This window comes from Actinoalloteichus caeruleus DSM 43889, from assembly GCF_000429185.2.
In the GTDB taxonomy this organism is placed as follows: domain Bacteria; phylum Actinomycetota; class Actinomycetes; order Mycobacteriales; family Pseudonocardiaceae; genus Actinoalloteichus_B; species Actinoalloteichus_B caeruleus.
The window spans coordinates 1,298,080-1,320,658 of the sequence record NZ_AUBJ02000001.1; the positions used below are offsets into that span (position 1 = coordinate 1,298,080).

A 22,579-nucleotide genomic window follows, 5' to 3' on the forward strand; every position below is an offset into this window, starting at 1 on the left:
CCTCCGCTGCGCCCGTGGGATCAGTGCCGTCATCGCCGCTGCCCACCCAGCTTGTTGTCGATGAATTCGAAGAGTTCGTCGTCGCTGGCCTCGCCGATCCGGTCACCGAGGTCCTCGCTGACCGGCATGCCGGTCGTCCCCGGCGCACCGGACACCCGGGCCGCCAGTGCCGTGAGCCGTCGTGCGAGGGAGGTTCGTTCGTCGTCGGCCGGCGTGAGCGTCGTGAACAGTTCCTCCAGCCGGTCGAGCCCGGCGAACGCGGACCTGACGGCGGCGGTGCCCGGGTCCAGCTCGGTGAGCAGTCGCGTGGCGAGCGCCTCGGGACTGGGGTGGTCGAACACCGTGCCGGTCGCGAGCCGGAGCCCGGTGGCGGCGTCGAGCCGGTTTCGCAGCTCGACGGCGGTCAGCGAGTCGAACCCCAGTTCGCTGAACGGGCGGTTCGGCGGCACGTCCTCCAGCGAGGGGTGTCCGAGGACGGCGGCGGTCTCGGTGCGCACCAGGTTCAACAGCACACGTTCCCGCTCGGCCTCGCCGAGTCCGGTGAGCCGGTCGGTGAGGGCACGCCCGGTGTCCCTGGACGCCACCGCCCGGCGCTTCCGGTCCGGGACGAGACCGGCGAACAGTGGGGGGAGGTCGCCCTGCGCCGCCCGCTCACGCAGTGCGGGCAGGTCCAACCGCACCGGCACCGGAACCACGTCGTCGGCGCGCAGCGCGGCGTCGAACAGCGCCAACCCCTGCTCGTCGGTCATCGGCGGGGTTCCGGCCCTGGCGAGCCTGGCGACTTCGGCATCGGTCAACCGGCCGGCCATACCGCTACCGGCCCACGGGCCCCACGCCAGCGCCGAACCGACGAGCCCGGAGGCCCGCCGCTTCCTGGCGAGCGCGTCGAGGAACGCGTTCGCCGAAGCGTAGTTGCCCTGTCCCGGTGAACCGAGGGTCCCGGCGGCCGAGGAGAACAGCACGAACATCGACAGGTCGAGGTGCTCGGTCAGTTCGTGCAGGTGCCACGCGGCGTCGACCTTGGGGCGGAACACCGTGGCCAGGCGTTCGGGTGTCAGTGCGGAGATGACCCCGTCGTCGAGGGCGCCGGCGGCGTGCACGACTCCGGTCAGTGGGGCGTGATCGGGTATGTCGGCCAGCACGGCGGCGAGCTGCTCCCGTCGCGCCACATCGCAGGCGACGAACCGTGCTCGGGCACCGAGCGCGCGGAGCTCGGTGACGAGATCGGCGGCTCCCGGGGTGTCCGCCCCGCGACGACCGGCGAGGAGGAGCTGCCGCACCCCGTGGTGGGTGACGAGGTGCCGGGCGACGGTGGCGCCGAGCGCGCCGCCGGCGCCGGTGACGAGCACGGTGCCCGCGGGATCAGGCCCCGAGGGGGGAGCACCGACCACGGCACGGGCGAGCACGGGCACGATGACCCGGCCCGTCCGGACCGCGACCTGGGGACCGGCCGTGGCCAGGGCGGCGGGGACGGTGTCCGAGGACTCCTCGGTCGCGTCGAGGTCGAGGAGGGTGAACCGACCTGGGTGTTCGAGCTGGGCCGACCGGACGAGACCCCAGACGGCGGCATGCGCGAGGTCGTGGCCCTCGGTCGCGCCCCGCGTCACCAGCACGAGGCGCGTGGCGGCCAGGCGCTCGTCGGCCAGCCACGCCCGCAGCAGCGAGAGCACCTCCCCGGTCCGGTCGTACACCTCGGCCACGGGGGATCCCGGGTCGGAACCGGAGGCGACGCAGGTGAGCACCACGTCGCCCGCGTGCGCGTCCTCGGCGAGCGGACCAACGGAGTCGTACTCCCCGAACCCCAGGCCGGCGGCGGCGAGGGCGGCGGTCAGCCCGAGGTGGTCCGCACCGAGGAGGGCGACCCTCCCTGGTTGGTCGCCGGGGTGGGGCGCGTCCACCCAGTCCACGGAGTACGGCGAGGGGACGCCGGCGCCGAGTCGCTCCGGGGACGCCGGGCGCAGGGTCAGCGACGACACCACCGCCACCGTGGCGCCCGTGTCGTCGGCGAGCAGCAGGGTGGTGTCCGACTCCTGCCGGGAGATCCGCACCCGGAGGGCGGTGGCTCCCTCGGCGAGCAGCGAGACCCCGGACCAGGAGAAGGGGAGCGCCGCCTCCCCGGTGCTGTCGAGTGCCATGCCGTGCAGAGCCGCGTCGAGGAGAACCGGGTGGAGCCCGAAGCCGGTGACGTCGAGATCGCTGGGGAGTTGGACCTCGGCGTAGACGGTGCCACCGTCGCGCCAGGCGGCCCGGAGTCCCTGGAAGGAGGGCCCGTAGGAGAGGCCGAGGGCGTCCAGGTCCTCGTAGAGGACGTCGACGTCCACGGGGTTCGCGTCGGGCGGCCAGGCGCCGAGGGTGTCCGACGGTTCGACCGCCGCGACCAGTGTGCCGCTCGCGTGCCGGACCCAGTCGTCGCTGGGCCCCGACCGGGAGTACATCCGCACGCTCCGGCGCCCGCCGTCGTCGACCTCGCCTACCACGACCTGGAGTCGTGCCTCCGCGTCGGCGGAGACCACGAGAGGGGCCTCGAGCGTGAGCTCCTCGACTCGCGGGTGATTGGTGTGGTGTCCGACGTGCAGTGCGAGGTCGACGAAGACCGATCCGGGAACCAGGGGCGTGCCGTGCACGCTGTGGTCGGTGAGCCAGGGGAGATCCGTCGTGGAGAGGCTGCCGGTGAAGAGCCATTCGTCGTTGTCCGCGCTGTGGATCCGAGCCGCGAGGAGGGGGTGCTCGCCGGCGTCGAGGCCGAGCCGCCGGGGATCGCCGGCGGGCTCACCGGACCGGAGCCAGTAGCGCTTCCGTTGGAAGGCGTAGGTGGGCAGCGGAACCCGACGTGCCCCACACCCCCCGTAATAGCCGGCCCAGTCGACCTCGGTCCCGTGGACGAACACCCGCGCCAACGCCCCCACCACCGTCTCCGGCTCGGGGCGGTCCCGGCGCAACACCGGAACGAACACACCCTCGGGGGCGCAGTCCTGCCCCATCGCCGAGAGCACCCCGTCCGGACCCAACTCCAGGAACCGGGACACCCCCAACTCCCGAGTCCGCTCCACGGCGGCACCGAACCGGACGGTCTCCCGGACCTGCCGTACCCAGTACTCCGGGTCACACCACCCAGTCCCGGCCAGTGCACCGGTCACCGTGGACACCACCGGCACCACCGGCTCCCGGAACACCACCGAGGAGAGCACCGCCCGGTACTCCGCCATCATCGGGTCCATCAACTCGGAGTGGAAGGCGTGGCTGACCCGCAACCACCGCACCCGACGGTCACCCAACCGGTCCACCACCCCGGCCACCGCCGAGCGCTCACCGGAGAGCACCACCGCCGCCGGGCCGTTCACCGCCGCCAGCGACACCCCCGCCCCCACCAACAGGGGAATGATCTCGTCCTCGGTGGCCTCCACCGCGACCATCGCCCCGCCCTCGGGTAGGGCCTGCATCAACCGGCCCCGTGCCGCCACCACCCGAGCGGCATCGGGCAGGTCCCACACCCCGGCCACGTGCGCCGCGGCCAGCTCCCCGATGGAATGACCCAGCAGGGAGTCCGGGACCACCCCCCAGGACTCGATCAACCGGAACAGGGCCACCTGCAGGGCGAACAACCCCGCCTGGGCGTACACCGTCTGATCCAGGACCCCACCATCACCGTCGTGGAAGACGGTGTTACGGATCGGGCGGTCGAGGTGCCGGTCGAGTTCGGCGCACACCGCGTCGAAGGCCTCGGCGAACACCGGGAACGCCTCGGTCAGTTCCCGGCCCATTCCGGGGCGTTGCGAGCCCTGACCGGTGAACAACACCGCCAACCGCCCCGGGGCGGCACTGCCCTGGACGACCTCGTCACCGAGGACGATCGCCCGGTGGTCGAACACGGCTCGGCCGGTGGCCAGCGAGTAGCCCACATCCACCGGATCCGAACCAGTGGTCTCCACGTGGGTACGGATCCTGTCGACCTGCGCGGTCAGGGCCTGCTCGGACTTGGCCGAGACCACCCACGGGGTCACCACCGGAGCGGGCACCACACTGGCTTCGACCTTGACGTCCTCTGCCATCTCCGGGCTTTCGAGGATCACATGCGCGTTGGTGCCACTGATCCCGAACGAGGACACCCCCGCCCGCCGGGCACGACCGGTCTCCGGCCAGGACACCGGCTCCCGCACCAGATCCACCGCACCCGATTCCCAATCCACCTCACGACTGGGCTCATCCACGTGCAACGTCGCCGGCACCACCCCATGCCGCATCGCCTGCACCATCTTGATCACACCCGCCACCCCCGCGGCGGCCTGCGTGTGACCCAGGTTCGACTTCACCGAACCCAACAACAACGCCCGATCCCGATCCCGCCCATACGTCGCCAACAACGCCTGCGCCTCGATCGGATCACCCAGCGTCGTCCCGGTACCGTGCGCCTCCACCACGTCAACGTGCTCCGGGGCCACCCGGGCGTTGGCCAGGGCCTGCCGGATCACCCGCTGCTGCGAGGGACCGTTCGGCGCGGTCAACCCGTTGGACGCCCCGTCCTGGTTGACCGCCGTGCCCCGCACCACCGCCAACACCGGATGCCCCAGCCTGCGGGCATCCGAGAGCTTCTCCACCAGCAGGACACCGACACCCTCGGACCACCCGGTCCCGTCCGCCGAGGCCGAGAACGACTTGCACCGGCCGTCACCCGCGAGACCGCCCTGACGCTCGAACTCCACGAACGTCCCCGGCGTCGCCATCACGGTCACACCCCCGGCCAGCGCCATCGAGCACTCGCCGGACCGCAACGCCTGGGCAGCCAGGTGCAGGGCCACCAACGACGAGGAACACGCCGTGTCCACCGTCATGGCCGGTCCTTCGAACCCGAACGTGTAAGCGACCCGACCGGACAACACGCTGCCCGTGTTCCCCAGTCCGAGGAACGCCTCGACGTCATCCGGTACGGCGCCGGCCCCGGTGGCGTAGTCGTGGTACATGACGCCGGCGAACACTCCGGTCCTGCTGCCCCGCAGCGAACCCGGATCGACACCCGCGTTCTCGAATGCCTCCCACGAGGCCTCCAGCAGCAGCCGCTGCTGCGGATCCATCGCCAGGGCCTCACGCGGCGAGATCCCGAAGAAGGCGGCATCGAAGTCCCCGGCGTCCGGGAGGAACCCGCCGAGACCGGTGATGTCCCATCCTCGGTCGCTCGGAAACCCCGTGACTCCGTCGCCCCCCTCGACCAGCAGGTTCCACAGCTCGTCCGGAGTGGACACCCCACCCGGGTAACGGCAGGACATCCCCACGATCGCGATCGGCTCGTCCACCGACGACACCGTCGGCGTGACCTCCACCCCCGCCGGCTTCGAATCCACCACTTGGGCGAGGAGGAACTCCGCCAGCACCGCCGGCGTCGGGTAGTCGAACACCAACGTCGCCGGCAACCGGAGACCAGTCGCCGCGTTCAACTGGTTCCGCAACTCGACCGCGGTCAACGAGTCGAAGCCCATCTCGTTGAACGCTTGGTCGACGCGCACGGCATCACCGGAGGTGTGCCCCAGGACCGCCGCGACTCGCGAGCGCACCAGCTCCAGCAGCCGCTCATGCTGCTCGTCCGGGGTGAGGCCCGTCAGCTCGTCGAGGGGTACCGACCCGACCGCTCGACGACGTTGGGACCGGACCAGGCCCCTCAGGAGCGGCGGAGGCCCGTCACGCAGGGCGCGAACGTCCAGGCGTGTCGGCACGACGAGGGGTCGGTCCGTCCTCCACGCGAGGTCAAGGAGCTCGACTCCGTGCTCGGGTGTGATGGGAGGGAACGCGGAGGCAGCGATGCGGCGGGTTCCCACGTGGGAGAGGGTGTCGGCCATGCCACCTTCGGCCCACGGCCCCCACGCCAACGACTGACCCGCCAAACCCAGGCCACGCCGGTACTGGGCCAGGCCATCCAGGAACGCGTTCGCCGCCGCGTAGTTGCCCTGCCCAGGAGAACCCAGCACCCCGGCCACCGACGAGAACACCACGAACATCGCCAGGTCCAGATCCCGGGTCACCTCATGCAGGTTCCACGCGCCCTCCACCTTCGGACGCAACACCGCATCGAACCGCTCCGGGGTCAACGACGAGAGCACCCCGTCATCGAGCACTCCCGCCGCGTGCACGACACCCACCAGGGGGTGCTCCGCCGTGTTGTCGGCGATCACCCGAGCGAGCGCCTCGCGGTCCGCCACGTCGCACGCGACCGCCCGCACGTCCACGTCGAACTCGGCCAGCCCGGCACCACCGGAGCCACCTCGGCTGAGCAACAGCAGATGGCGCACGCCGTACCGTTCCACCAGGTGCCTGGCCACGACCGTGCCCAGGGCACCACTGGCACCGGTGATCAGCACCGTGCCCCGTGGATCCACCACCGGTGGTTCGGCCCGTTCCGGAACCAGTCGAGCCAGCCTCGGTGCCACCAAGCGCCCGTCCCGCACGGCCAGTTGGGGTTCCTCGGCGACGAGTTCGGGCAGGTCCGTGCGGTCCTCGTCGAGGTCGACGAGGACGAACCGCCCGGGGTGTTCCGACTGGGCGGTCCGCAGCAGTCCCCACACCGCGGCCTGGGTCAGGTCCCGTCCCTCGGTGGCACCCCGGGTCACCACGATCCACGACCGCTCGTCCTCGGTGTCCTGCACCAGGGCGAGGACCTCGGCCAGGCGTTCCCGGACCTGGCCACCGGGCTCCAACCAGAGCACCTCGTGCGGCCCGGTCAGGGCAGCCCCCGAGACCGGAACCCAGTCCACGCCGAACAGCCCGTCCCGGTGGGCGGTGACGGGAGCGACCGGGCGCAGTGCCAACGAGCCCACCACGGCCACCGGCTGACCTGACCCGTCAGCGATCAGCAGCGAGAAACCGGTCCCCTCCCGGAGGATCCGGACCCGGGCGGCGGTGGCACCAACAGCGAACACCGACACGTCGGACCACGAGAACGGCAACGACGCCGTCTCGTCACCGAAGAGCGCGATCCCGTGCAGGGCCGCGTCCAGCAGCGCCGGGTGCACCCCGTACCCGTCGACGGGTACGCCGTCGGGCAGGGCGACCTCGACGAGGACCTCGTCCTCGCCACGGCGCCAGGCCGCCCGAAGGCCCCGGAACACCGGGCCGTAGGACAGACCAACCTCATCAAGGCGTTCGTAGAGGCCCGCGACATCGACGGCGACGCCGTCGGCGGGGGGCCAGTCCGTGAGGTCCTCCGAGGCGGGCTCCCCCGCCGAGAGCACGCCTGCCGCGTGCGGCACCCACTCGTCGACCGTGGCCGAGTGGATGGTGAACGCCCGTCGGCCCTCGTCGTCCGGCGCCGCGACGGACACCTGCACCGCGGTACCGCCCCGCTCGGGTAGCACCAACGGCGTCTCCACCGTCAGCTCGTCGACGACGCCGCACCCCACCTGCTCGCCGGCCCGCACCGCCAGTTCCACGAACGCCGTCCCCGGCACCAGGACCGAACCCGACACCACGTGATCGCGCAACCACGGATGAGAACCCTCGGACAACCGCCCGGTGAAAAGGAACTCGTCGGTCCGGGCGACGCGCACGGCCGCACCGAGCAGGGGGTGCTCCGCCGGCCGGAGTCCCACGGCTGACACGTCACCCGACCAGGCGGCGGAGCCGTCAGGCCAGTAGCGCTGGCGTTGGAACGCGTACGTCGGCACCTCCGCCAGCCGAGCCCCCGGGTACAGGGCGGCCCAGTTCACGTCCGTGCCCCGCACGAACACCCGCGCCAACGCCCCCACCACCGTCTCCGGTTCGGGGCGGTCCCGGCGCAACACCGGAACGAACACGGCCTCGGGGGCGCAGTCCTGCCCCATCGCCGAGAGCACCCCGTCCGGACCCAACTCCAGGAACCGGGACACCCCCACCCCGCCCAACGCGGCCATGCCCTCGGCGAACCGGACGGTCTCCCGGACCTGCCGCACCCAGTACTCCGGGTCACACCACCCAGTCCCGGCCAGTGCACCGGTCACCGTGGACACCACCGGCACCACCGGCTCCCGGAACACCACCGAGGAGAGCACCGCCCGGTACTCCGCCAGCATCGGGTCCATCAACCCGGAGTGGAAGGCATGGCTGACCCGCAACCACCGCACCCGGCGGTCACCCAACCGGTCCACCACCCCGGCCACCGCCGAGCGCTCACCGGAGAGCACCACCGCCGCCGGGCCGTTCACCGCCGCCAGCGACACCCCCGCCCCCACCAACAGGGGAATGACCTCGTCCTCGGTGGCCTCCACCGCCACCATCGCCCCACCCTCGGGTAGGGCCTGCATCAACCGGCCCCGTGCCGCCACCACCCGAGCGGCATCGGGCAGGTCCCACACCCCGGCCACGTGCGCCGCGGCCAGCTCCCCGATGGAATGACCCAGCAGGGAGTCCGGGACCACCCCCCAGGACTCGATCAACCGGAACAGGGCCACCTGCAGGGCGAACAACCCCGCCTGGGCGTACACCGTCCGATCCAGGACCCCAGCATCACCATCACCGTGGAAGACGGTGTTACGGATCGGTCGGTCGAGGTGCCGGTCGAGTTCGGCGCACACCGCGTCGAAGGCCTCGGCGAACACCGGGAACGCCTCGGCCAGTTCCCGGCCCATTCCGGGGCGTTGCGAGCCCTGACCGGTGAACAACACCGCCAACCGACCCGCGGCGGCACTGCCCTGGATGACCTCGTCACCGACCAGAACCGCCCGGTGGTCGAACACCGACCTCCTGGTCAGCGAGTAGCCCACGTCCACCGGATCCGAACCAGTGGTCTCCACGTGGGCACGGATCCTGTCGACCTGCGCGGTCAGGGCCTGCTCGGACTTGGCCGAGACCACCCACGGGGTCACCGGTAGGGCCTGCGCCGGAGCCGGCTCGTCCCCGAGTTCGACTCCTTCGAGGATCACATGGGCGTTGGTGCCACTGATCCCGAACGAGGACACCCCCGCCCGCCGGGCACGACCGGTCTCCGGCCAGGACACCGGCTCCCGCACCAGATCCACCGCACCCGATTCCCAATCCACCTCACGACTGGGCTCATCCACGTGCAACGTCGCCGGCACCACCCCATGCCGCATCGCCTGCACCATCTTGATCACACCCGCCACCCCCGCGGCGGCCTGCGTGTGACCCAGGTTCGACTTCACCGAACCCAACAACAACGCCCGATCCCGATCCCGCCCATACGTCGCCAACAACGCCTGCGCCTCGATCGGATCACCCAGCGTCGTCCCGGTGCCGTGCGCCTCCACCACGTCAACGTGCTCCGGGGCCACCCGGGCGTTGGCCAGGGCCTGCCGGATCACCCGCTGCTGCGAGGGACCGTTCGGCGCGGTCAACCCGTTGGACGCCCCGTCCTGGTTGACCGCCGTGCCCCGCACCACCGCCAACACCGGATGCCCCAGCCTGCGGGCATCCGAGAGCTTCTCCACCAGCAGGACACCGACACCCTCGGACCACCCGGTCCCGTCCGCCGAGGCCGAGAACGACTTGCACCGGCCGTCACCCGCGAGACCGCCCTGACGCTCGAACTCCACGAACGTCCCCGGCGTCGCCATCACGGTCACACCCCCGGCCAGGGCCATCGAGCACTCGCCGGACCGCAACGCCTGGGCAGCCAGGTGCAGGGCCACCAACGACGAGGAACACGCCGTGTCCACCGTCATGGCCGGTCCTTCGAACCCGAACGTGTAAGCAACCCGACCAGACGCGACGCTGCCCGAGTTACCTGTTCCGCCATAGCCCTCGACCTCGGCCAGCCCGGCCAGGTGGGTGACGTAGTCGTGGTACATCAGCCCGGCGAACACCCCGGTGTCGCTCCCGCGCAGGGAGAGCGGGTCGACTCCGGCGTTCTCGATGGCTTCCCACGAGGCCTCCAGCAGCAGCCGCTGCTGCGGATCCATCGCCAGGGCCTCACGCGGCGAGATCCCGAAGAACGCCGGATCGAACTCGGCGGCCCCGGTCAGGAAACCCCCGAAACCCTCGACGTTCCAACCACGGTCGGCGGGGAACGGCCCCGTGCCGTCCCTCCCCGAGGCGACGAGGTCCCACAGCTCGTCCGGGGTGGACACACCCCCCGGGTACCGGCAACTCATGCCGACGATCGCGATGGGCTCGTCCACGTCCGACACGATCGGAGCGGACGCGACGACCACGGACTGCCGGCCGAGGACCTCCGCCAGTACGAACTCAGCCAGCTCGGCGGGGGTCGGGTAGTCGAACACGACGGTGGCCGACAGACGCAGCCCGGTCACCGAGTTGAGGCGGTTCCGAAGCTCCACCGCGGTCAGCGAATCGAACCCCGCATCCGAGAATGTCTGGTCGGGAGCCACGTCATCACCCGAGCCATGCCCGAGCACGACGGCGACCTGTGCCCGGACCAGCTCCAGGACGACCCGGGGCCGCTCCTCCTCGGGTAGTCCGACCAGGTCCGGTCCGGTGCCGGCCCGTCGCGGGCGGGAGGTACCGACCAGGTCCCGCAGAACCGGCGCGGTCTCGGACTGGGCGCGGACCGCTGGCAGGTCGAGATCCACTGGGAGGACCACCGCGCGGTCGGTTCCGAGTGCCGCGTCGAACAGACCGAGCGCGTCGGCCCGGGACAGCGCGCGCACCCCGTCACGTGCCATCCGCTGGCGGTCCGCGGGGGCGAGGGTGTCGGCCATGCCCTCGCCCGCCCACGGACCCCACGCGAGCGACTGGCCGACCAGCCCCAAGCTCCTCCGCTGGGCGGCGAGCCCGTCGAGGAACGCGTTGGCCGCCGCGTAGTTCGCCTGTCCGGCCGAGCCCAGGGTCCCCGCGGCCGACGAGAACACCACGAACAGTGCCAGGTCCAGGTCCCGGGTCAGTTCGTGGAGGTTCCACGCCCCGTCCACCTTGGGCCGCAGGACGTTGGTGACCTGGTCGGCGTCGAGCGACTCGACCAGGCCGTCGTCGAGGACACCGGCGGTGTGCACCACGCCGGTCAGCGGGTGTTCCTCTGGCACGGTGGCGAGGGCGGCGGCGAGGCTGTCGCGGTCGGCGACGTCGCAGGCGACGAAGCGGGCACGGCTCCGTGACTCGGCGAGTTCGGCGACGAGTTCCGCCGCTCCTGGTGTGTCCGGGCCACGGCGGCCGAGCAGCAGCAGGTTCCGCACACCCCGTTCGGCCAGGTGCCGCGCGAGCGTGGCACCCAGCGCCCCGCCCGCGCCGGTCACCACCACCGTGCCGTCCGTCGCCAGGTCGGGGCCGGTGGGGGCGGCTGGCACCCGCGCCAGGCGTGGTACCAGCAGTTCGTCGCCGCGCACGGCGATCTGTGGCTCGCCCACGGCCAGGACGGCGGGCACGTCGACGTCTCCGTCGGCGTCGACCAGCACGATCCGGCCCGGGTGTTCCGACTGCGCGGAACGCACCAGCCCCCACACTGCCGCGTGCGGGAGGTTCTCACCTGTCGCCGCGCCTCGGGTGACCAGGACGAGACGGGAGTCCTCGTCGACGAGGACCTTCCGCAGGACGGCGAGGACCTCGGAAACCGCACCGTGGGTGTCCTCGGCGACGGCGCCGCTGCCGGGGGCGACGGTGACCACGACTGCGTCGCGCGTCGTGTCGTCGCCGGATTCCGGCGCCGGCACCCAGGCCACTTCGTACAGGGAGTTCCGGCTCGGTTCCACGAACGGGCCGGTCGAGATCGGGCGCAGGGCCAGTGCGTCGACGGTGGCGACCGGTGCGCCCGTCGCGTCCGCGAGTCGAACCGAGACGCCGGTGCCCGTGTCGGTGGCGGAGACCCGGACCCGCAGCGCGCGCAGCTCGGCGCCGGCCCCGTCGAGGAACGCCAGTTCGGACCAGGAGAACGGCAGTGACAGCTCGGCCTCGCCGAGGAGTGGGACCGCGTGCAGGGCGGTGTCCAACAGCACGGGGTGCAGCCCGTAGCCGGTGACCGGCAGGTCCTCCCCGATCCGGACCTCGGCGAAGACCTCGTCCCCTCGGCGCCACGCGGCTCGCAACCCCCGGAAGGCCGGCCCGTAGTGCATCCCCGACTCGGCGAGTCGCGCGTAGTGGTCAGCGACCGGGATCTCCACCGATCCCGGGGGCGGCCAGACGACCGACCAGTCCGCCGTGGTCGGCCGCACCCGGTCCCGACCGAGGACTCCGGTCGCGTGGCGGACCCAGGTCTCGTCCTGCTCGCCCGGCGCGCGGACGAACACGCTGATCGCCCGGTTCCCGGCGTCGTCCTCCGCCGTGGCGGTGACCTGGAGGTGGAGGTCGCCGCGGTCCGGCACCACCACCGGCCGGACCAGCGTCAACTCCTCAGGTGTCCCGTGCCCCAACCGCTGCGCGACGTGCCGGGCGAGTTCCACCATCGCGGCTCCGGGCAGGACCGGCTGGTCCGCCACATGGTGGTCCGCCAGCCAGGGGTGTTCCGCCCTGGTCACGCGACCGGTGAACAGGGCTTCTCCGGTGTCGGCGTGGTGGACCACGGAGGCGAGCAACGGGTGTCCACCCGCCGCCAGGCCGAGCGACGAGGGGTCGCCCGGGGCGCCGTCGGCCGGCCGCAGCCAGTAGTGGCGGCGTTGGAACGCGTAGGTCGGCAGGTCGACCAGGCGGGCTTCGGACCCCGCGAAGAAGGCGGGCCAGTTCACTGGCACGCCACGCACATGCAGGGCCGCGACGGCGGCCACGACCGCACGCGGCTCCGGGGAGTTCCGGCGCAGCGTGTTCACGAACGCCAGGTCGTCGCCGGGTAGGCAGTCCTGGGCCAGCACGGTCAACACGGCGTCAGGGCCGAGTTCGACGAACGTGGACACGTTCCGCCTGGCGAGGCAGGCCATGCCGTCGGCGAACCGGACGGTCTCGCGCACGTGCCGCACCCAGTACTCGGGGTCGCGCAGCTCCTCCGACACCACTTCGCCGGTCAGGTTGGACACGACGGGTGTCCGGGGCTGGAGGAAGGTGAGGCTGGCCGCGACGGTCCGGAACTCGGCCAGCATGTCCGCCATCCGGGCCGAGTGGAAGGCGTGGCTGACGCGCAGGCGGCGTGCCGTGCGCCCGTCGAACCGCGCCACCACCCCGGCGACGGCGTCCTCGTCACCGGACAGCACCACCGAGGTGGGGCCGTTCACGGCGGCCAGCGACACCCGGTCGGTGAGCAGCGGCAGGACCTCGTCCTCGGTGGCTCGCAGAGCCACCATGGCGCCGCCCGCCGGCAGCGCGCCCATCAGCCTGCTCCTGGCCGCGACCAGGGCGCACGCGTCGGGCAGGGTCAACACCCCGGCGGTGTGGGCGGCCGCCAACTCGCCGATGGAGTGGCCGAGCAGGTAGTCGGGTGTGAGTCCCCAGGACTCCAGGAGCCGGAACAGCGCCACCTCGACGGCGAACAACCCGGCCTGGGCGTGCTCGGTGCGGTCGATCAGCTCCCCACCGCCGAACACGATGTCGCGGACCGAGTGGCCGGTGTGCCGTTCCAGTTCGGCGCACACCTCGTCGAAGGCGAGCGCGAAGGCCGGGTACTCGGCGTGCAGTTCCTGGCCCATGCCTGGTCGCTGGGAGCCCTGCCCGGAGAACAGGAACGCGGTCTTCCCCCGTGCCGCCGTTCCCCGCACGGCGGTCCCGAGATCGTCGAGGCCCGCGGCGTCGAACACGACGGCACGCTCGCGCAGCGCGGCGCGGCTGGTCGCCAGGGTCCAGGCGACGTCCACGTCCTCGACCGCCGCTCCCTCGAGGTGGGCTCTCAGCGTGGCGGCCTGGGCACGCAGCGCGGCGTCCGTCCTGGCCGAGAGGACCCACGGGATGACGGGTGGGGCGGCCCGCTCGACCACGGCCGTCTCGTCCGGGGAATGCTCGAGGATGACGTGGGCGTTCGTACCGCTGACCCCGAAGGAGGACACGCCGGCCCGTCGAACCCCCGTGCCGGGTGACCACGGCACGGGCTCGGTCAGGAGGCGCACGGCACCGCTCGTCCAGTCCACCTGACCGGTTGGGGCGTCGACGTGGAGGGTCTTCGGCAGGACACCATGCCGCATGGCCATCACCATCTTGATGACACCGGCGATGCCCGCGGCGGCCTGGGTGTGCCCGAGGTTCGACTTGACCGAGCCGAGCCACAGCGGGCGGTCGTCCGGCCGTTCCCTCCCGTAGGTGTCGAGCAGCGCCTGCGCCTCGATGGGATCACCGAGGGTCGTCCCGGTACCGTGCGCCTCGACGGCGTCCACATCGGCCGTGTCCAGGCCGGCCTGGGCCAGTGCCTGTCGGATGACCCGCTGCTGCGACGGCCCGTTCGGGGCGGTCAACCCGTTGGAGGCACCGTCCTGGTTGACGGCGGAACCCCGGATGACAGCGAGTACCTGGTGGCCGTTGCGCCGGGCGTCGGACAACCGCTCCAGCAGCAGGACCCCAACTCCCTCCGACCAACCGGTGCCGTCGGCGGCCGCCGCGAAGGACTTGCAACGGCCGTCCTTGGCGAGCCCCTGTTGCCGGATGAAGTCGGTGAACACGGTGGTGTTGGGCATGACGGTCACGCCGCTGGCGAGGGCGAGGGTGCACTCCCCCGCGCGCAGCGCGCGGGACGCCCAGTGCAGGGCGACGAGGGAGGACGAGCACGCGGTGTCGATGGTGACGGCCGGTCCCTCGAAGCCGAAGGTGTAGGCGACCCTGCCGGAGAGGACGCTGCCCGAGTTCCCGACGCCGACGAACGCCCGCACGTCGTCGGGTACGTCGCCGGCGCCGGTGCCGTAGTCGTGGTACATCAGGCCGGCGAAGACGCCGGTCCGGCTGCCCTTGAGGGTCAACGGGTCGATCCCGGCCCGTTCGAAGGTCTCCCACGAGGTTTCCAGCAGCAGCCGCTGCTGCGGGTCCACCGCCAGGGCCTCGCGCGGCGAGATACCGAAGAAGTCCGCGTCGAACTCGGCGGCGTCGTGGAGGAATCCCCCCTGGACGTCGAACACGTCCCGGGTGCCGCCGAACAGGCGCTCGAGGTCCCACCCCCGGTTCGTCGGGAAGGGACCGATTCCGTCGCCGCCGGCGGCCACGAGGCGCCACAGGTCCTCCGGGCTGGCCACGGCGCCTGGGTAGCGGCAGCTCATGCCGACGATCGCGATGGGTTCGCGCTCGCCGTCCTCGACGTCGCGGAGGCGCTGCCGTGTTCTGCGGAGGTCCGTCGTGACGCGTCTCAGGTAGTCGCGCAGCTTCTCTTCGTTGTCCATCAACCCAACCCCATCGCCGCGATCAACAGGAGAGGACCGACCACTCGCGACGGTCGGACCCGCCCCTCCCATTGGGCAACAACCTGCGGCCTCCGGAACAGTTGGGAAACACCGAGGCGACTACCGCGAACACGCGAATTCCCGCACATCGACCGGTGTCGCACACCGGGTTGTCCACTTACCGGGAAACCTACGGTGGGGACTGCCGACGAACAACCCCTAAGGGGACACCCCCCACCCCTGTCGTCCCACTACCCCGCGCACGGCTCCCGCTGCTCGCGCTGGCTCCGCGCCCGACGGCGCGTCCGAGGACGCCAGCACTCCGCGGGCAGCCCCACTACCAGCGACGACGTGATGACGATCAGGAGGATGCCGAGCTCGGGTACGAGGTCGACGGGCGGCGCGCGGACCACGACGGCACGGGCGGCGGCCACCGGGAAACGCCCGTCCCCACAGTGCGGGGACGGCGCCGCGCGAATTCGGAATGGGGCGCCGATTTTCCCGGTCCGCATTCCCGCGTGGCGTTTTCGATCGGGTGCGTCGGCGGGTGAGGATGAAAGGGAACCGATTCATCACGGTACCCGAGAACAATGACCCGTGAAACGACGCGTTAGCGATCCCCTCGGTGCGCCGGGTCCCCGGATCTGGACGTGCGCATCGCGACGGCGGCCACGCCGTCGCGATGCTCAGGAACGGGGACAGCGGTTGCCCGGCGGCGACGGCGGATCGACGGGCGGAGGGACCGCACGGCGGGCCCGCACCGCTGACCACGAGCGCGAGCCACTGGTCGATCCCGGCGAGCGGAGGCCGCGGTATGGCCCGGCCGGAGGTCCACGTCGAGCGCGACCGCCCAGACGAGCTCGGGACGTCGGCCCGGACCGGAGCCGACGTGCCCCCTGGTCGGTCACGACCGGGTCCGGGGAGTCCTCCGCTGGCCCACGTCAGGCGGAGCGGTCGTGCGTTCCCGTCCTCGGACCGCTCGCACCGACCGTCCCCCGGTCCCGGTAGGCCGAACGGGCCGCCTCGTGGCGCCCGGTGTCGCGGTCCCTGGGCAACAGCGACTCGTTCCCGGACTTCCCGACGGGGTTCACGTCGAGCCGCAGGTCGGCGGGTAGGTCCGTTCGTTTGGTGACCTTGAGCTTTCGGAAGATCTTCGTCAGGTGTTGCTCGACGGTGCTCACGGTGATGTGCAGCTTCCCGGAGATCTCACGGTTGGTGAAGCCGAGCGAGGCGAGCGCCGCGACACGGTGTTCCGAGGTGGTGAGAGCCCCGATCAGGACCTGCTCGGAGGAGCGGGGGGCCACTGGCCTGGACACCGTCGGCACGGACTGCGCGTGGCTGGTGGTCGTGGGTCTGTCACTCCGCTCGCTGGGGACCGGCGCCATCTCCAGTCGGCAGGCCTGCACGAGACGGCCCGCGCGGTGGGACACCATCCGAGCCTTGGCCGCCTGGCCGAGCGCCTGGTGGGCCTTGCTGAGATCGAGGAGCGTGTGGGCCAGTTCCAACCGGTCTCCGCTGGCCTGCAACAGCTCCACCGCGTCCTTGAGCAGGCGCAACCTGCTGCTGGCATCGGAGGTGGCGGCGACGATGCGGGTGGCCGACCCGTGCACCCTGGGACTGGCGGGGCCGCTGTGCCCGAGCTGTTCCTCGGCCAGCGCCCGGGCTTTGGCGACGTTGCCGAGTCGCAGGTGGGTCTCGGCGGCGTCGGTGCGCCACGGTGCCAGCCCGGGGCCTCGAACCCCCAGTTCGCCATGAGCTCGCCGCAGCGTTGGAAGTCCTTGAGCGCCGCGGCGTACCACCCGTTCGCGAGGTAGTACCGCCCCCTGGCGCGGAGGTAGGTCACGCCGAACACCGTGCCGAACATCTCCTCGGGGACCGGTTGCCGGAGGTGGTGCTGCACGGCGTCGTGGTCACCCACGACGCTTCCCACGGACACCAGCACCCCGAGGGGCATGCCGATCCCGACTCCCCAGCCCTCGACCCCGACGGCCCAGATCGCCCGGTTCGCGTAGCTCGCGGCCCGGGGCAGTTCGCCGTAGCGCAGCGCGATCTCGGCACGGCATGCCGAGAACATCGCCTCCCACCAGGTCGCGCCCCGCACCTTCGACTCGGCGAGCAGCGTGTCGCACCACCGCAGTGCCGTGTCCAGTTGGTCGGAGTAGATCATCGCCTGGAGCGCGTACCAGGCCGCTTCCACGGTGCGGTCACCGAGCACGGTGGCTCGCAGCACCCGTTCCGCGTTGGCTACGGAGGTGCCCCCGCTGTCGCCGGAGAGGACCGTGTTCAGCACCACGGAGGCCATGGCGGGCCAGCTCGCCGGCGACGAGTCCAGGCAGGTCTCCCCACTCGCCTCCGCCCAGCGGGCGGCGGGTTCCGGGTGGGAGTGCGCGAGCCACAGCCCGAGGTGTTTCAGCGGGTCGGCGAGGTGGCCGGCACTGGCGCGGTACTCGTCACCGAGCCGGTTGAGCACGTCCGACGCATCCTGGCGTCGTCCGCTCCACAGCAGGTAGCGCAGCAGGCGCACCGTGTGGCTGACGTCCAGCTCTCCCGCGCGCTCGTGCTCCACCAGTCGGGGGAGGTGGCGGGCGGCGTTCGCGGGGTTGCCCCGCCACTCGGCGCCCAGCAGCGCGAAACGCAGCTCCGCGCTCGTGGTTCCCTCGCCGCAACCGAGGAGCGCGCGCTCGAGGAAACCGATCGCCGCGGCGGGTTGGTCCGAACGCAACGCGTCCTCGGCGGCCTGCCGCAACCGCCTCACCGCCCACCTGTCCGGTGCGCAGTCGGTGGCCAGCAGGTGCTGGGCGACGTTGGCGGTCCCGGCCTGGTCCTCGTGCAGGACGCGGGCGGCCGACCGGTGCAGTCCCGACAGCTCGGCTGGTGTCACGCAGTCGAGCACGGCCTGGCGGAACAACGGGTCCTTGAAGTCGTTGTCCTCCAAGCACCCGACGAGCCGCAGGGTCTGGAGGACGCGTTCGACGTCGACGCGCGGCTGGCGCAGTAGCGCGCACACCCGTCCCACGCTCGTGTCGGCGCCGAGGACGGCGACCGCTCGGGCGACGCCGAGCACGTCGGGCCCGCTGCGCCTGAGGCAGGTCAACACGGCCTGCCGGAAGGCATCGCCGATGACCGGACGGGTGTCCGGGGAGGTATGGACCGGCTGGGGCGCGTCCAGTTGGTCCTCGATCAGCGCGCGCACCAACAGCGGGTTCCCAGCGGTGATGGCGTGGCAGGCGGGGGCGAGCCGGTCGGCGATGTCGGGGGCGATGTGGCGCGCCAGGATCTCGGCCACACCGTCGGAGGACAACGGAGCGAGTCGCACGCGGCGGAAGTTCGCCTGGCGGATCAGCTCGATCCGGTAGGCGGGATGGGTCGAGCTGTCGTAGACCGCCTCGGCGACCAACAGCATGATGCGGGCCGAGCGGGTGTGGTTGGCGAGGTGGAGGACGCACTCCATCGACGGGGCGTCCACGTGCTGCGCATCGTCCACGGTGATGAGCACCGTGTCCTTCCGCGACAGTTCGAGGACGAGCTCGAGGAGGTCCTGCGCGATGTCGAAGGTGCTGACCTCAGGCGGTTCGTCACCGAGGACCGCCCGCTTCCCGGCTGTCAGGCGCAGCAACGAGGCCGTCCGGGCCGCGGGCACCCGCATGGTCCCGACGAGCGAGCGGATACCACCGAAGGGTCGATCGCCCTGACCGCGTGCCCCCGTCATGCTGAGGACCACCGCGCCGTGCGCGGCGCGTCGGTCGGCGAACGTCCGCAGCAGTTCCGTCTTGCCGCTTGCGACCACACCGTCGACCAGGGCTATCCGCCCCTGGCCCTCGGCCGTCTCCGCGAACAGCCCTTCTAGCAGCTCGAACTCGAACCGCCGTTCGACCAGCACAACAAGCACCTCGCCTGATCCGCCCCAGTGGGAAAGATGTTCGACAGGCAGCAGTTTCCGAACGTCCCCGCGCGATGCCCCATCGCGCGTGGGCCTGTCGCCACGTCAAACCCTCAGTCGCACATCCCTGCCGCACGCTGAGGAACACTTGTTCCTCCCCTGCGGCGAACCATATCGCCCTGCCCTCGCAGCCGCAATTATTTCCGCCAAACACCGGGCAACAAATGGCCACCAAATACTACCGAGCGTGATCCATTGATCACCAGTTGCTCGTCGAGTTCGTTCGGAAACCCGCCCGCCACCCAATCGTTATCAGCCCGATCGAACCAGGCACGAACAGGAGGACCCCCGCTAAGCCACCCAAAATACCGATAGCCCAAGCCGGTGAATTCATCGATCGGTGAATTCACCGCACTCGAGGTGATCAGCCGAACGCGCTCCGCCACCGGAGGAAGCCACGGTCACGTCGGAAGCGAGCGGTCGTCACCCGAGGACAGCCGGCCGGTCACCTACCGTCGCGCACCACCGGAAGGAGCACCCTGGACGACGATCACCGAAAGTCACCGCACAGGAATCAGACATCCGCGTACTACGCGGAAGTCGACCACCAACGTCCCCATCACGAGCTCACACCACCCATAACCACGTTTCCGCCAGTGATGGGCAAACGATCCCCGGAACCCCACGCCGACACGCACCGACCCGACGCATCAGAAAAAGTACTGAGCACGTCAGGTTCGAGACCAACCGAATCGATGGTGATATTCAGCGCGAACCGGTATGTCGACTCAGAGGATTCCGACCCCGAGCTCGACGGGCAGGTCCCTCCGTCGTTTGATATTCAACTTCCGGTATATGCGAGTGAGGTGCTGTTCGACCGTACTCACCGTGATGTGCAGTTTCGCCGCGATCTCCCGGTTCGAACAGCCGAGCACCGCGAGTGAGGCGACCCGGTGTTCCGAAGCGGTGAGCGCCGTCGTATCCGCACACCGACGGGTGGCCAGGGGCGGCGGCGTGGGCGATACCGCGGGATGTTCGTCGGCGCGGAGCAGCTTCTGCAACAACAGGGCCGCACCGGTGACCTCCGCGAGGTGCCACGCCCGGCGGAACACCATGCGCGCACGGCGGTTCTCCCCGAGGACGTGGTGGCCGTGGCTGAGGTCCGTGAGCACCTGCGCCTGCTCGTAGCGGTCGCCGCACTGCTCGAGGAGTTCCAGTGCCTCGGTGAGCAGTTCCGGTCGTCGGTCGGCAGGACTGGTCGCGGCGAGCATGCGCAGCGACAACGCCCGCGTGCGGGGGTTCCCCGCGTCGGACCGGGCGGTCTGCTCGTAGGCGAGCTGCCTGGCCTGGTCGTGGTTGCCGAGGTGCAACCACGCCTCGGCCGCGCTGGTCCGCCACGGCACCATCGAGGTCAGGTCCAATCCCCAACCTCGCAGCAGTTCCCCGCATGACAGGAAGTCAGCGAGTGCCCGGTGACCGTGGTTGACCGCCAGGTGGTAGTGGCCCCTCGCGTACAGGTAGCGCGGCCCGTGGCGACTCTCGAACAGGGCCGAGGGAACTGGTTGGCGGACGTGGTCGGCGGCGACCGCGTACTCGCCCTTCCGGGTCGCCGCGAGCACGATGCTGCTCAGCGGTGCACCGACCGTGACACCCCATGCTTTCGGAGGGAGCAGGGCGAGGGCGGCACGTCCGTGGGTGACGGCACCGACGAGGTCGCCGGTGCGCAGCGCGATGTCCGCGAGCGCGGAGGTGATCGTCGCCCGCCACGTGACGGCGTCGGCGGACGCCTCTGCCAGGAGGCGGTGGCACCAGCGGGCAGCGGTGTCGAGCCGGTCGACGCCGGCGAGGATCTGCAGCGCGAGCGCGGCGGCCTCCTCGGACCAGCAGCTCCGCTGCCGGAAGCGCAGTCCGGACAGGCATCGTTCCGCGCTGTCCGCGGCGTCCCGGGAACGTCCGGCCGCCACCAGCTCCGACATGGCGGCAGTCACGCGCAGCCACGGGTCGTCCGCCGTCACCTCGGTCAGCCGGTCACGCGGCGCCGACACCGGACGGTGCCGGCGCGCCATCCTCGGGTGGGCCAGGGTCAACCAGGTCTCGAAGTCCGCGAGCTGGCCGTCCACCCCGTTGGCATCCGAGGCGCGAACCTCGGCGAGCACCTCGTCCGCCTCATCGTGCCGACCGTGCCACAACAGGTAGCGGATGACGACGAGCTGTTCCCGCGAACCGAGCACTCCGGAGCTCGCGCCCTCGACGAGTCGGGTGAGGCAGGTGGCGGCCGTGGTCAACGGGTTGGACTGCCATTCCACGTCGGCGAGCCGAGCGAGGACCAGGATCCGCCGGTGGTCGTCGCGGCACGCGTCATGGGCTCGGCTGAGGCAGGCGACCGCGCGCGCCAGATCTCCTTCGGCCGCCGCGGAGTCGGCCGCGTCCAGCAGGACGTCCACCACCCATTCCTCGTCCTGGTCCGGGGCTGGGCCCCGTCCCGCCTCGAGGAGGTGGTCCGCCACCGAGGAGAGCGGACCGCCGTGTTCGTGGCGAACCCGGGCGGCCCGCCGGTGCAGCTCGGCACGGTCCGCCGCGGGCAACGCGTCGAGCACGGCGTCCCGCGCGACGGGGTGCGGCAGGCGTCCCTTCTCCAGGAGACCGGCCGTGGTCAAGGCTCCCAGCGCCTGGTCCACGGTGTCGGGAGAAGCGCGGAGGAGGGTGGCCAGCTCCGCTGTCGAGGTGTCCTCGCCGAGCACGGCGAGCCCCCGCACCACGTCGGTCGCCGCCGGTTCCCCACGGTGCAGCCAGCTGAGCACGGCGAGGCCGTAGCCGTCGCGCCGCGCGGTACCGGCCGCCTCGTAGTCGTCGGCGAGTGCCCGCACCAGCAGGGGGTTCCCGCCACTGATCCGGAAGACCTCGGCGATCCGGTCCGCGACCGTGGACTCGTCCCAGCGGGCGGTGAGCAGGGCCTCGACCCCACCTCTGCTGAGCGGGCCGAACCGCAGCCTGCGGAAGTGGGCGTGCCGGGACAGCTCCGCGCGGAACCCCAGGTGCCGCCGGCTCGGTTCGACGTCGTCGGTGATCGCCACCAGCACCCGCGCCGATCCCAACCTCGCCGCGAGGTGCAGCAGGCAGAGCCGGGACGCCTGGTCCGCGCTGGCGACGTTGTCGACGGCCAGTACCACCGGTTGTTCGGTGGCCAGCACCAGCAACGCCCGCCACACGGCGTGCAGGATCCGCGCCAGCTCCGGGGTGACCGCGTCCGGGGGGAGCGCCACCTCGGGCAGGTCCGCGAGTTCCCCCGGCACCCGGGGGTGGTGCAGCAGCTGGCTCAGCGCCGCGAACGGCAGGTCCTGTTCGGTGGCCGAACAGGTGGCCGTGAGCACGAGGGCGCCGTGTTCACGGGCACGGCGGGTGAAGGCGTCCAGCAGCGCGGTGCGGCCGCAGGAGGCCGGCGCCTCCAGTGACACCACCGCGCCCCGTCCAGCGGCGGACTCGGCCAGCACGTCGCTCAGGCAGCGGAGCTGCTCGTCGCGTTCGACCAACCTCACCGCATCCCCCTGTC

The 22,579-nt window shown here is 71.5% G+C and carries 4 protein-coding genes; all 4 read right to left on the bottom strand.

Annotation, left to right across the window (positions count from 1 at the left end):
- Nucleotides 1-29 precede the first annotated feature (29 nt).
- The 4 genes from G443_RS04410 to G443_RS04425 all read right to left on the bottom strand — a co-directional run bounded on the left by G443_RS04410 (nt 30) and on the right by G443_RS04425 (nt 22,565).
- Nucleotides 30-15,149 (bottom strand): type I polyketide synthase, encoded by a 15,120-nt coding sequence (locus G443_RS04410; RefSeq protein WP_253860131.1) that lies wholly within the window; start codon nt 15,147-15,149, stop codon nt 30-32.
- A 941-nt stretch (nt 15,150-16,090) separates the two neighbouring features.
- Complete coding sequence (locus G443_RS04415) at nt 16,091-16,465, bottom strand: helix-turn-helix domain-containing protein (RefSeq protein WP_253860132.1); 375 nt, start codon at nt 16,463-16,465, stop codon at nt 16,091-16,093.
- Nucleotides 16,423-19,038 carry an ATP-binding protein gene (locus G443_RS04420; protein WP_253860133.1) on the bottom strand — a complete coding sequence of 872 codons (2,616 nt, stop codon included), beginning with the start codon at nt 19,036-19,038 and terminating at the stop codon, nt 16,423-16,425. The genes G443_RS04415 and G443_RS04420 overlap by 43 nt, the downstream gene beginning before the upstream one ends.
- Nucleotides 19,039-19,817: 779 nt before the next feature.
- Nucleotides 19,818-22,565: a helix-turn-helix transcriptional regulator gene (locus tag G443_RS04425; protein ID WP_026420363.1), complete on the bottom strand. Its 2,748-nt coding sequence runs from the start codon at nt 22,563-22,565 to the stop codon at nt 19,818-19,820.
- Between the last annotated feature and the right edge of the window lie 14 nt (nt 22,566-22,579).